Source organism: Neobacillus sp. DY30, assembly GCF_030123065.1.
Classification (GTDB): Bacteria; Bacillota; Bacilli; order Bacillales; family Cytobacillaceae; genus Neobacillus.
The window spans coordinates 4,630,542-4,643,816 of the sequence record NZ_CP126093.1 but is presented as its reverse complement, the minus strand read 5'-3'; the positions used below and the strand labels follow the sequence as shown (position 1 = coordinate 4,643,816).

Genomic DNA, 13,275 nt, shown 5'->3' with positions numbered 1-13,275 from the left:
GGAGAGGATCTTCATGTATGGGAGAACGTATTTTTGTGGCGATGTACCCGAGTCAGCCATTGGTGAAAAAGTAACACTTAAAGGCTGGGTCTCAAAACGCCGTGACCTTGGCGGATTAATCTTTATCGATCTGCGTGATCGTTCAGGTATTGTTCAAGTTGTTTTTAATCCGGATGTTTCGAAAGAAGCACTAGAAACGGCTGAAAAGATTCGCAGTGAGTATGTGCTGGATATTCAAGGAAAGGTAATTAGCCGTGAGGCTGGAACGATAAATCCTAATTTAAAAACCGGGAAGATTGAAGTTCAAGCTGAAACGGTAACCATCATTAACGAAGCAAAAACACCGCCATTTACAATTACTGATAAAACAGATGTATCTGAAGACGTGCGCCTCAAATATCGCTATTTAGACTTCCGTCGTCCGGTGATTTTTGAAACGTTAAAAATGCGTCATCAAGTAACGAAGCATATTAGAGATTTCCTTGATTCTGAAGGATTTTTAGATATTGAAACACCAATCTTAACAAAAAGTACACCAGAAGGAGCCCGCGACTATCTAGTGCCGAGCCGTGTTCATCCTGGTGAGTTCTATGCTCTTCCACAATCACCGCAGTTATTCAAGCAGTTATTAATGCTTGGCGGGGTTGAGCGTTACTATCAAATTGCCCGCTGTTTCCGTGATGAAGATTTACGTGCGGACCGTCAGCCAGAGTTTACACAAATCGATATTGAAACTAGTTTCCTTGGCCAAGAGGATATCTTGGGCTTAATGGAAAAAATGATGACTGGATTAATGAAAGAAGTCAAAGGACTCGATATTGCTGCTCCATTTCCACGAATGACTTATGATGAAGCAATGAACCGATTTGGTTCAGATAAGCCTGATACTCGTTTTGGACTCGAACTGGTAGACCTTTCTGAGGTAGTTAAGGAATCTGGTTTTAAAGTATTTGCTGCTGCGGTTGCAAATGGCGGGCAAGTAAAGGGAATTAACGTAAAAGGTGCTGCTGAAAAATATTCTCGTAAGGATATTGACGCACTAACAGAATTTGTAGGAGTTTATGGGGCAAAAGGTCTTGCTTGGCTGAAGGTAGATGCAGAGGGGTTAAAAGGTCCGATTGCTAAATTCTTTGCAGATGAAGATGCTAATGCTTTAAGAACAGTTTTGGAGGCGAATGAAGGAGACCTTCTCTTATTTGTAGCTGATAAGAAAAATGTGGTTGCTGACGCCTTGGGTGCACTGCGCTTAAAGCTGGGTAAAGAATTAGGATTAATTGACCAAAGCAAGTTCAATTTCCTATGGATTACCGATTGGCCATTACTTGAATATGGTGAGGAAGAAGGCCGTTATTATGCTGCCCACCATCCGTTCACTATGCCGGTTAGAGAAGACCTCCCATACTTAGATACAGATCCTGCTAGAGTAAGAGCACAAGCCTATGACCTTGTATTAAATGGGTATGAGCTCGGCGGTGGTTCATTAAGAATTTTTGAGCGTTCTGTTCAAGAAAAAATGTTTAACGTCCTTGGCTTTTCGCCTGAAGAAGCTCAAGAACAATTTGGTTTCTTATTGAATGCCTTCGAATATGGTACACCGCCGCATGGTGGAATCGCTCTTGGTTTGGACCGGTTGGTAATGCTGCTTGCAGGTAGTTCTAACCTGCGAGATACCATTGCATTCCCAAAAACGGCTAGTGCAAGCGACTTGTTAACAGACGCACCTGGAACTGTTTCCGAGGCCCAATTAAAAGAACTGCATTTGTCACTAAATGTTAACAATAAAAGTGAATAAAACGCTTTCATAAAACCTTGAATGGTTTATCACTTTATGATATTATTAAGTCAACCAAATAAGTGTCCTGAAATGTTCGTTGTATTACCTAACTTTTGACCAACATTATTTCTTCGGGAGTCTGGGTTTTCAAGCTGCGTAAAAGCCTCAACCTATACGGTTAAAGGGACTTACAAAAACTTGGAATAAGACACCCACCTGCGAGAGTGGCGGGATCAAAAGAAGGAACTAAGCGCGACGGCACCATTGGGACCCTTATAAAAATAGTCTCCTGCATGAGCAGGAGGCTATTTTTATTTTTGGGGAAAATGGGATTGTGCCCGTAAATGGTGAATCGAAGAAATAAGGGAACAATCCCGGCATGATTGTGCCCGTAAATGGTGAATCGAAGAAATAAGGGAACAATACCGGAATGATTGTGCCCGTAAATGATGAATCGAAGAAATAGGGGAACAATACCGGAATGATTGTGCCCGTAAATCAGGAGCCAAATAATTAGGGGAAGTATCCAATCTTAACAACTCTTTAGAGTTTTTTAATCCCTATAGAAATACTTGAATTTATAGTGGAGTATGTTATATTTTTTTAGGGTAAAAAATAATAATAAGTCGAATATAAATTTCTGGAGGATTCACATGCTGCATCAATTTTCTCGTAATGAACTTGCCATAGGCAAAGAAGGTTTAGATATTATGAAGAATGCTACAGTTGCTGTGTTAGGAATTGGCGGTGTCGGCTCATTTGCGGCTGAAGCCCTGGCGCGATCTGGAGTAGGACGCCTAATACTAGTTGATAAAGATACAGTTGATATTACAAATGTAAACCGTCAGCTTATCGCACTGCTATCAACGGTTGGACAACCAAAAGCTGAACTTATGAAGGAACGTATCAAAGACATAAATCCTGATTGTGAAGTCATTGCTTTAAAAATGTTTTATACAGAAGAAACATATGAAGAATTTTTTAGTCATGGATTGGACTTTGTCGTTGATGCTTCTGATACGATTATTTATAAAATTCATCTCATGAAAGAATGTTTAAAAAGAAACATCCCGATTATCTCCAGTATGGGTGCAGCCAACAAAATGGATCCAACTCGCTTCCAAATTGCCGATATTTCAAAAACACATACAGACCCAATCGCTAAAGTTATCCGTACGAAGCTTCGTAAAGAAAGAATTCACAAGGGCATCCCAGTGGTCTTTTCCGATGAAAGTCCAATCGTGATTCGTGAAGATGTCAAGAAAGAGGTGGGGAATGCCAACGCGCCAATTCGCAAAGCACAAATGCCGCCATCATCAAATGCATTCGTCCCATCCACGTGTGGATTAATCATGGCAAGCTATGTAGTAAGACAATTGCTGGCTGATATAAAAATTACTCGTGTAGCGGACGAAAAATAGTAACAAGCCCCGAACCTAAAGGTCGGGGTTTAATTTTTATATAAAATTGGGAAATTTTATCTGTAATACGGTAAACTTGAGGAAGAGAGGGGGACATTTCTTGGAATCAATCGTAGTTATTAAAGATGTTACCAAAGTGATTAAAGGAAGAACGATTATAGACAATGTCAGCTTTGAGGTCAATAAAGGAGAAGTATTTGGGTTTCTCGGACCCAATGGAGCTGGTAAAACAACCACTATTCGAATGATTGTTGGTCTCATAGACATTACATCTGGGGATATCTTGATAGGTGGTAAAAGTATAAAAACAAATTTTGAAGATGCGGTGAGACATGTCGGAGCGATCGTTGAAAATCCGGAAATGTATAAATTTCTCAGCGGCTATCAGAATTTAATTCACTATGCACGCATGGTAAAAGGGATTACGAAGGAAAAAATCAATGAAACAGTAAAACTGGTCGGCCTATCAGACAGAGTTCATGATAAAGTGAAAACCTATTCACTCGGGATGCGCCAAAGATTAGGATTGGCACAGTGCCTTTTACACGATCCAAAAGTTCTAATCTTGGATGAACCGACAAACGGACTGGATCCTGCAGGGATTAGAGAGATTCGTGACTATATCCGTCTATTGGCAAGAGAAAAAAATATGGCTGTCATTGTCTCAAGTCATATCCTTTCTGAAATGGAAATGATGTGTGACCGGATTGGGATTATTCAAAATGGGCAGCTCATTGATGTACAATTGGTACAAGAGTTTGTACATAGCAACAATGCGAGTTTTGAGTTTGAGGTCATTCCAAGTGATAAAGCATTAAACCTTGTGAAATTGAACTTTCCAACGATCCTTGTGTCTCCTTCCCGAAACGGGATTACTCTGGAGCTGCCAAAAGAAAGTGTACCGGCATTGGTAAAAAGCTTTGTGGATGAGGATATTAAGGTATTCGGAATTAAAGAAGTATCGAAAACATTAGAAGATCGCTTCCTCGAAGTCACGGCACAAAAGGAGGGGATCGATCATGATTAACTTACTTCGTAACGAATGGATGAAAATTTTTAGAAGACCTGGAACCTATGTAATGATTGGTATTTTATTAATTATTATCTCGGTCACAGGAATCTTTATGAAATATAATCTCGTTGAAGAGGAACCGAATGCGACAGAGGAGTGGAAGCCGGTATTACAACAGGAAAATGAGGCATTGAAAAAGCAATTAGAATCCAGTCCTATTAAAATGGAGCAAGAGTACTATAAAAAACAAATTGCTATTAATGAATACAGATTAGAGCATGATATTCCTTTTCGGGAAAAATATAATGTCTGGTCATTTGTAAAAGATAATTCTGAGCTTATCTTATTAGCAGGACTGTTTACGATTGTGATATCTGCCGGAATCGTAGCCAGTGAATTTAATTGGGGCACTATTAAACTTCTGTTAATCCGCCCAATCAATCGAAGTAAGATTTTACTATCCAAGTATTTAACTGTACTATTGTTTGCTTTATTAATGATAGGAGTACTATTTGGTTTTTCAGCTCTGCTTGGCACTATCCTTTTTGGATTCCCGGAAAAAGGACTGCCTTATTTAAATTATTTTAATGGCCAAGTAACCGAACAGCATATCGTAATTCACTTAATCATTTACTATGGGTTAGCTTCAATCGAAATGATTATGCTGACAACGATGGCATTTATGATTTCATCTGTCTTCCGGAACAGTTCTTTGGCGATCGGGCTATCCTTATTCTTATTGTTCACGGGTGGTCAATTCACCGCACTATTGTCAATGAAGTTTGATTGGGCAAAATACATTTTGTTTGCTAACACCAATTTAATGCAATATATAGAGGGAACCCCGCTCCTTGAGGGAATGACAATGACATTCTCAATCATTATGCTGATCATCTACTTCGTGATATTTCAATTTTTGGCTTTCTTTGTTTTTAAAAAGAGAGATGTCGCAGCGTAAAAAATAACCTCTGGGAAGTCCCTAGAGGTTATTTTTTACGCGTTAATTTTTCATACACGCTTGCGAGTGCCTGCTCAAATTTACCAGTTTTCTTAGGCTGATAATATTTCTTGTTCTTTAATTTATTTGGAAGATATTGCTGAGGTACCCATCCGGATTCATAATCGTGAGGATATAAATATCCAATTCCTCTTCCCAGCTCTTGTGCCCCTTTATAGTGAGCGTCACGCAAATGATCAGGGACCTCACCAATATTTCCCTTTTGGATATCGGAGATTGCTTCACTGATGGCTATGACGGCTGAGTTGGACTTCGGCGATAAACATAGCTCAATTACGGCATTAGCCAAAGGAATTCTGGCTTCAGGAAAACCAATTCTTTCCGAAGTTTCAATCGCGGCTAGTGTACGTGCCCCTGCCTGTGGGCTGGCTAGTCCAACATCTTCGTAGGCGATGACAAGTAACCTTCTGCTAATACTTTGAAGATCGCCCGCTTCTATTAATCTTCCAAGATAATGCAGGGCCGCATTCACATCACTTCCGCGAATTGATTTTTGAAATGCGGAGAGTACATCATAATGACCATCTCCATCTTTATCCGAGCCATAACTTTTCTTTTGCATGCATTCCTCGGCCGTTTTAATATCGATGTGGATGACTTCTTTCTCATCTTTGTCGGTCGAAAGGACGGCAAGTTCTAGTGCATTTAACGAACTGCGGACATCCCCATTTGATGCGGTCGCAAAATGAGTAAGTGCTTCTTCTGCAATATCTATCTTTAACTTTCCGTATCCGCGTTCTTCGTCCTCGATGGCACGGATTAATGCTAGTTTGATTTCCTCAGGAGACAACGGTTTTAGTTCAAATATTTGACAGCGGCTGCGGATAGCAGGATTAATCGCGTGGTAGGGGTTACTCGTTGTTGCACCGATTAATGTTATCATCCCATTTTCTAAAAAAGGCAATAGAAAATCCTGTTTTCCTTTATCAAGTCGATGGACTTCATCTAAGAGCAAAATGACTTTTCCGGACATTTTCGCCTCTGCTGCAACGATTTCCATGTCTTTTTTATTGTTTGTAACGGCGTTTAGTGTACGGAAGGCATATTTTGTGCTGCCGGCGATCGCACTGGCAATCGAGGTTTTTCCTATGCCAGGCGGTCCATATAAAATCATAGATGTCAGTTGTTTCGCTTTCACCATTCGGGCAATAATTTTATCATCTGCCACTAGGTGCTGCTGTCCGACGATTTCTTCAATTGTTCTAGGGCGCATTCGAAATGCCAGCGGCTTTTGCTGCATACTTCATCTCTCCAACTAAATAAATGAATTCCATTTAACTCTACCATTTTCTCAACGAAAAGCATATTAAAGAACAATATGATATAATTGCTAATGCCTATCAAATTACTATGCATTTATACTGAATTTAAAATAATAGAGGTGTGAAAAATGAGAATTTCGACAAAAGGACGCTATGGATTAACAATTATGATTGAATTAGCTAAAAATCAAGGAGAAGGGCCGACATCATTAAAAACGATTGCCCAATCGAATGATTTATCCGAGCATTATCTTGAACAGCTTATCGCTCCGTTAAGAAATGCTGGATTAGTGAAGAGTATCCGCGGTGCCTACGGTGGTTATATCTTAGCTGATACTCCAACAAAAATTACCGCTGGTGATGTTATACGTGTACTCGAAGGACCGATTACACTTGTGGAAGGAATCGAGGATGAAGAGCCTGCACAGCGGGAGCTTTGGATTCGGATCCGCGATGCAATAAAATCTGTTCTCGACAATACAACCTTAGAAGATCTAGCCAGTCATAGCAACGATACAGAAACAGACGGTTATATGTTTTACATTTAATGTAAACAGTAGAATAGAGAATTATTTTGATTGAAGGTGGAACGATGGAAAAAATCTATCTCGACCATGCTGCTACAACTCCCATGCACCCGAGGGTAATTGAAAAAATGATGGAAGTAATGAACAACAATTTTGGTAATCCATCCAGCATTCATTCGTTTGGACGGGAAGCACGGCATTATGTAGATTTGGCACGGGAAACATTGGCTAGGAGCATTGGCGCTAAGGAAAATGAGATTATTTTTACAAGTGGCGGAACAGAAGCAGATAATATGGCGCTATTTGGTGCAGCTGAAAGAAATCAGCATAAAGGTAAGCATATTATTACCACTCAAATAGAACACCATGCTGTGCTCCATGCCTGCCAACGTCTAGAAAAACTGGGCTTTGAAGTAACTTACCTGCCTGTCGATGAGACAGGGGTAATATCACTTGATGACCTCCGTACAGCTCTAAGGAAAGATACTATCCTTGTATCAATTATGTATGGAAATAATGAAATTGGAACCATTCAGCCAATTAAGGAAATTGGCGAGTTCCTCAAAACTCATCAGGCTGTGTTCCACACAGATGCTGTCCAAGCCTATGGAATCGAAGAAATAAATGTGGAAGAACTGAATGTAGATTTGTTATCTGTTTCGGCACATAAAATTAGCGGTCCAAAAGGGTCAGGATTTCTCTATGTTCGTGACAAGGTTAAATTGGTGCCTCATTCGTATGGCGGAGAGCAGGAACGAAAAAGACGTGCCGGTACGGAAAATGTTGCAGCCATTGTCGGTTTCCAAGAAGCTGTAAAAATCGCTTCTGAAGAACGGTTAGTGAAAAGGGAAATGTATCAAGGATTTAAGAATATCTTTATTGGTCACTTAACTGAAAAAAATGTAGAGTTTTCCATAAACGGATTACTTGAACATTCAATGCCCCATGTATTAAACTTAAGCTTTCCAGGAACAAACGTGGAAGCGATGCTGGTGAATCTTGATTTAGCTGGTATAGCTGTTTCAAGTGGTTCTGCATGCACTGCAGGTTCAATTGAACCTTCACATGTCCTGGTTGCCATGTTTGGTAAAGAATCAGAGCGATTGGTCAATTCCATCCGCTTCAGCTTTGGTTTTAACACGACAGAAGACCAAATCATTAAGGCAGCGGAAGAAACGGCAAGAATAGTTTCGCGTCTGATAAAATAAATGCACGGCAATTGTTAATAAAGCGAGGTGAAATCAATGGAAAAAAGAGAACCAAAAGATATCCGAGTGGTTGTCGGTATGTCGGGTGGCGTTGACTCCTCTGTCGCCGCATTGTTGTTGAAACAGCAAGGCTATGATGTCATCGGGATTTTCATGAAAAACTGGGATGATACCGACGATACTGGATTTTGTACCGCAACAGAGGATTACAATGATGTTATTCGTGTATGCAATCAGATTGGTATTCCTTATTACGCAGTTAATTTTGAAAAACAATATTGGGATAAAGTATTTACTTATTTCCTTGAGGAATACAAGGCAGGCAGGACGCCGAATCCTGATGTTATGTGTAATAAAGAAATTAAATTTAAAGCATTTCTTGAGCATGCGGTGAACTTAGGTGCAGATTATCTTGCAACAGGTCATTATGCGCAAGTAGAATATCGTGACGGCGAGTACAAAATGCTGCGGGGTAAAGATGAAAATAAGGACCAAACTTATTTCTTGAATCAATTGAATCAAGAGCAGCTAAGCAAAGTGATGTTTCCAATCGGCAATCTTGAGAAATCTAGAGTACGTGAAATTGCTAAGGAAGCTAATCTAGCAACAGCGACGAAAAAAGACAGCACCGGAATCTGTTTTATCGGTGAACGTAACTTTAAAGAGTTCCTTGGACAGTACCTTCCAGCTCAGCCGGGTAACATGGAAACAATGGATGGGGAAGTTAAAGGAAAGCATGAAGGCTTAATGTACCATACCATTGGCCAGCGTCATGGGCTGGGAATTGGCGGATCAGGTGAGCCGTGGTTTGCGATTGGCAAGGATTTAAAAAGAAATGTCCTTTATGTCGGACAAGGTTTCCATAATGAAAAACTGTATTCAGACTCAATTATCGCAGATAACGTAAGCTGGGTATCAAATCGGGAAAAGCCCGCAGAGTTTACCTGTACAGCAAAATTCCGTTATCGTCAGGAAGATAATAAAGTAACAGTTCAGCTAATGGACGACAATAAGGTTAAAGTAATCTTTGATGAACCGCTTCGTGCAGTAACCCCAGGTCAGGCGGTTGTATTTTACAATGGTGACGAGTGTCTTGGCGGCGGGACCATCGATGAAGTTTACAAAGATGGACAACGTTTAACATATGTAGGATAAACTAACCCTGATTCCATCCGGAATCGGGGTTTTTTTGCTTGTTACGTGCTGATTTGATAGGTCATTTATGAAACTTCTGAAGTTATGTACAATTTTCTGAGGGTTTTGTACATTTTTTTTTTAGGTTTTGTACATTTTTCCAAGAGTTATGTACACTTTTAAAGGCGTTTTGTACATTTAAACAAATATTTCCAATTTAAACAACCAAAATCTTTAGCTGTCCCCCGCCAATACTCATCAAAAAATACCAAATATGATATACTCTCAAGTAGAACGGAGTGATAATATGGATAAAAACCAAATAGGTGTACAATACATGCAAGAAGGCAAGTGGGAAGAGGCCGCGAAAATCTTTAATGAAATCATCGAAGAAAACCCGACCGATCCAATTGCTTACATAAATTTTGGAAATGTACTTTCAGCTGTCGGTGATGATGAGAAGGCATTAAAATTTTATGAAAAAGCCATTCAGCTGGATGAAAATACAGCGGCAGCCTATTATAGTGCTGGTACGATTTATTTCAGCCTCGATCAATTTGACAAAGCTAAAAATATGTTTGAACAAGCGATGCAAAAAGGACTTCACAACAGTGATAACTATTTCATGTTAGGACTGACCCTTGTGCAAATGGATCAAGGGAAATTTGCCCTGCCTTATTTACAAAGAAGTGTTGAACTCAATGAGGAAGATGCAGAAGCGCGCTTTCAATATGGATTATGTCTAGCTCAATTAGAGATAATTGACGAAGCCATTGTTCAATTTGAAAAATGTATTTTATTAGATCCAGAGCATACAGACGCCCTTTATAACCTAGGAGTATCTTATGCCTTTAAAGAAAACGCAGATAAAGCATTAACTATGTTTAATAAAGCGCTCGAAATTCAACCAGATCATTTATTAGCAGGACATGCAAAAAAATTGATCGAATCAGCAAAATAACCCTATCTCAAAACATAGAAAGGAGGAAGCACCCATGGATAAGCAAAGCTCACTTGATTTATTTGCTGAGCAAGGAAAGTTTGTAAAAGGCAGACACCTTGTTACGATTTTTCATAATGAGCAAAATCTCTACACAGTATTAAGAATACGTGTCGAAGAAACGAATCATGAATATGAAGACAAAGAGGCCGTGATCACTGGCTATTTTCCTAAGATTCATGAACAGGAAACCTATATATTCTTTGGAGAGTTTAAGGACCATCCAAAGTTTGGCATGCAATTTCAAACAAAGCACTTCCGTAAAGATATTCCTCAAACAAAGCAAGGTGTAGCAGCTTATTTATCAAGTGAAATGTTTAAAGGGATCGGGAAGAAAACAGCAGAAAACATAGTCGAAACATTAGGAGAAAATGCGATTTCAAAAATATTAAATCAGCCTTCCTTACTTGATTCTGTCCCGAAGCTTCCTCCGGATAAAGCAAAAATGCTCTATGATACCTTGATGGAGCACCAGGGTTTGGAGCAGGTAATGGTTGCCTTAAATCAATATGGATTTGGACCGCAGCTTTCAATGAGAATGTATCAAACCTATAAGGATGAAACCCTGGAGATTATCCAAAAGAATCCCTATAAACTCGTAGAGGATATCGAGGGGATTGGATTTGGCCGGGCTGACGAACTGGGATATCAACTTGGAATTTCAGGGAATCACCCAGACAGGATAAAAGCAGCCTGCTTTTATACACTAGAGAACGAGAGCATGCAGACTGGGCATGTATATGTTCATGCAGAGGATTTGTTAATACAGGTTAAAAATTTGCTAGAAGAGAATAAACGCGATCAAATTGAATTCAGCGATATTTCAACAGAGATATTGAATCTCGAAGAAGAGGGAAAAATAGTTGGGGAAGAAAAGCGCGTCTATCTTCCTTCTTTATATTTTGCTGAAAAAGGGTTAGTAACAAGTATAAAAAAAATACTAGAACAAACCCAATATAAAGATCAATTTCCTGAATCCGAATTTTTGCTGGCGTTAGGAAATCTTGAGGAAAGACTAAAGGTACAATATGCCCCAACCCAAAGGGAAGCAATACAAACAGCGTTAATGTCTCCCATGTTAATTCTTACAGGTGGTCCTGGAACCGGTAAAACAACCGTTATAAAAGGGATTGTTGAGCTTTATGCAGAATTGCACGGCTGTTCGTTGGAACCTAAAGATTATCATAAAAAGGGTGAACCCTTTCCTTTTTTGCTTGCAGCCCCAACAGGAAGAGCAGCAAAAAGGATGAGTGAATCAACCGGACTACCTGCTGTAACGATTCATCGCTTACTAGGCTTAAACGGGACAGAAGGATATGATCACGATGAGGGTAGCCCTCTTGAAGGGAAGATTCTCATTGTCGATGAGACATCCATGCTTGACATTTGGTTAGCAAATCAATTGTTTAAGGCACTGCCAGATACCATTCAAGTCATTCTCGTCGGTGATGAGGATCAGCTCCCGTCTGTTGGACCAGGTCAAGTACTTAAGGATTTATTGAGATCAGAGGTTGTCCCGACGGTAAGATTAACGGATATTTATCGTCAGGCAGAAGGTTCCTCTATTATTGAATTAGCACATGATATAAAAAAAGGATTTTTGCCAGCGAACGTTACTATGAAGCAGGATGACCGATCCTTTATCAAATGTTCAACCGCTCAGATTCCTCAAGTGATTGAAAAGGTTGCACTAAATGCGAAGAGTAAAGGTTATTCTGCAAAGGATATTCAAGTGTTAGCACCAATGTACAGAGGTCCAGCGGGGATTGATCGGTTAAATGTTTTATTACAAGAAATTTTCAATCCAAATCCTGATGGTACACGGAAGGAACTTGCATTTGGTGAAGTAAAATACCGTATTGGTGATAAAGTACTTCAACTTGTAAACCAGCCGGAAAGCAATGTCTTTAACGGAGATATTGGAGAAATCATTTCAATTATCTATGCAAAAGAAAATACGGAAAAACAAGATATGGTCTATATTTCCTTCGAAGGCAATGAAGTCGAATATACACGACAGGATTTGAATCAAATTACGCATGCCTATTGCTGCTCCGTACATAAATCTCAGGGCAGTGAATTTCCTATCGTCATTCTCCCTATTACAAGAAGTTATTTTCGAATGTTGAGAAGAAACCTCATCTATACAGCGATCACGAGGAGTAAGCAGTCACTAATCTTATGTGGCGAAGAGGACGCACTTAGGATGGGTGTTGAAAGAGCTGATGAACAAAGCAGGCAAACGACATTATCTCAAAAACTCCAAGAAATGATTGCAGTCAAAGTACCTGATGAAGAACTGCCTGTTGACGAAACAACATTATCTGCAGAGGAATTATTAATGCAGGTTAACCCAATGATTGGGATGGAAAACGTTACACCTTATGATTTTATGGTAAATGACTGAAACTATAAATGTTCATAGGAGGTGGGGCACTCTGCGAACATTTGCTTTATTAAAAGGGCAGCCTGTGTTTGAATCGAAAACGGGTTCAAAGATTGGCGAAGTTACAGACTTATGCATCACAAATGATGGGGTAGTCAAAGGCCTAATGGTTAAGAAAGGCGTGTTCTTCAAACAAACCTGCTTTCTGGATATTCAAGATGTTTCATCTTTCGGCTGGGATGGGGTTATGATTGAAGATGAAGATTCACTGGGGCGTTTAAAAACAAGTCCGGAATATACCCTTAACCATCAGCACTCTCTCAATGGAAAAATGCTAATTTCAAAAAGCGGAGAGTCACTAGGATTGTTAGAGGATGTATATTTTCATGAGGAATTGGGCACAATCGTAGGGTACGAAATTACGGATGGTTTCTTTTCGGATATAACGGAAGGGAAACAGATCATACAATCCGAAAAGCCCCCTGCGATCGGAAAGGATGCCATCATCGTAGACGTTAATCATACGTGAGGTG

General features: G+C 39.7%; 11 protein-coding genes and 1 other RNA gene. 11 read left to right on the top strand and 1 reads right to left on the bottom strand.

The features are described 5' to 3' along the window. Positions 1-13 precede the first annotated feature (13 nt). The 5 genes from aspS (at position 14) to QNH29_RS23000 (ending at position 5,165) form a co-directional block, all read left to right on the top strand. A complete protein-coding gene (gene aspS, locus QNH29_RS23020; RefSeq protein WP_283861618.1) occupies positions 14-1,792 on the top strand; it encodes an aspartate--tRNA ligase in 1,779 nt (592 codons plus the stop codon). Between the two features lie 61 nt (positions 1,793-1,853). Further along, positions 1,854-2,049, top strand: a non-coding RNA gene (ssrS, locus tag QNH29_RS23015) — 6S RNA. Between the two features lie 378 nt (positions 2,050-2,427). Continuing rightward, a complete protein-coding gene (locus QNH29_RS23010; RefSeq protein WP_283861617.1) occupies positions 2,428-3,195 on the top strand; it encodes a tRNA threonylcarbamoyladenosine dehydratase in 768 nt (255 codons plus the stop codon). 100 nt (positions 3,196-3,295) lie between these two features. Continuing rightward, positions 3,296-4,222, top strand: coding sequence for an ABC transporter ATP-binding protein (locus QNH29_RS23005; protein WP_283861616.1), 927 nt, complete (start codon positions 3,296-3,298; stop codon positions 4,220-4,222). Beyond that, positions 4,215-5,165 (top strand): ABC transporter permease, encoded by a 951-nt coding sequence (locus QNH29_RS23000; protein WP_283861615.1) that lies wholly within the window; start codon positions 4,215-4,217, stop codon positions 5,163-5,165. Before QNH29_RS23005 ends, QNH29_RS23000 begins: the two co-directional genes overlap by 8 nt. Positions 5,166-5,193: 28 nt before the next feature. Here the strand turns inward: QNH29_RS23000 and QNH29_RS22995 are convergent, their stop codons facing one another. Further along, a complete protein-coding gene (locus QNH29_RS22995; RefSeq protein ID WP_283861614.1) occupies positions 5,194-6,465 on the bottom strand; it encodes a replication-associated recombination protein A in 1,272 nt (423 codons plus the stop codon). A 150-nt stretch (positions 6,466-6,615) separates the two neighbouring features. On the opposite strand from QNH29_RS22995, the gene cymR reads away from it, so the two are divergent. The 6 genes from cymR (at position 6,616) to QNH29_RS22965 (ending at position 13,271) form a co-directional block, all read left to right on the top strand. After that, positions 6,616-7,035: a cysteine metabolism transcriptional regulator CymR gene (cymR, locus tag QNH29_RS22990; RefSeq protein WP_283861613.1), complete on the top strand. Its 420-nt coding sequence runs from the start codon at positions 6,616-6,618 to the stop codon at positions 7,033-7,035. Between the two features lie 44 nt (positions 7,036-7,079). Beyond that, the gene (locus QNH29_RS22985) at positions 7,080-8,222 is read left to right on the top strand and encodes a cysteine desulfurase family protein (RefSeq protein ID WP_283861612.1); all 1,143 of its coding nucleotides are present in this window, start codon (positions 7,080-7,082) and stop codon (positions 8,220-8,222) included. Positions 8,223-8,258: 36 nt separating this feature from the next. Beyond that, the gene (mnmA, locus tag QNH29_RS22980; protein WP_283861611.1) at positions 8,259-9,377 is read left to right on the top strand and encodes a tRNA 2-thiouridine(34) synthase MnmA; all 1,119 of its coding nucleotides are present in this window, start codon (positions 8,259-8,261) and stop codon (positions 9,375-9,377) included. A gap of 286 nt (positions 9,378-9,663) precedes the next feature. Beyond that, complete coding sequence (locus QNH29_RS22975) at positions 9,664-10,317, top strand: tetratricopeptide repeat protein (protein ID WP_283861610.1); 654 nt, start codon at positions 9,664-9,666, stop codon at positions 10,315-10,317. 34 nt (positions 10,318-10,351) lie between these two features. Beyond that, complete coding sequence (gene recD2 / locus QNH29_RS22970; RefSeq protein WP_283861609.1) at positions 10,352-12,763, top strand: SF1B family DNA helicase RecD2; 2,412 nt, start codon at positions 10,352-10,354, stop codon at positions 12,761-12,763. Then, positions 12,756-13,271, top strand: a complete 516-nt coding sequence (locus QNH29_RS22965; protein WP_349654869.1) for a PRC-barrel domain-containing protein — start codon at positions 12,756-12,758, stop codon at positions 13,269-13,271. Before recD2 ends, QNH29_RS22965 begins: the two co-directional genes overlap by 8 nt. The last annotated feature ends 4 nt before the right edge of the window (positions 13,272-13,275 follow it).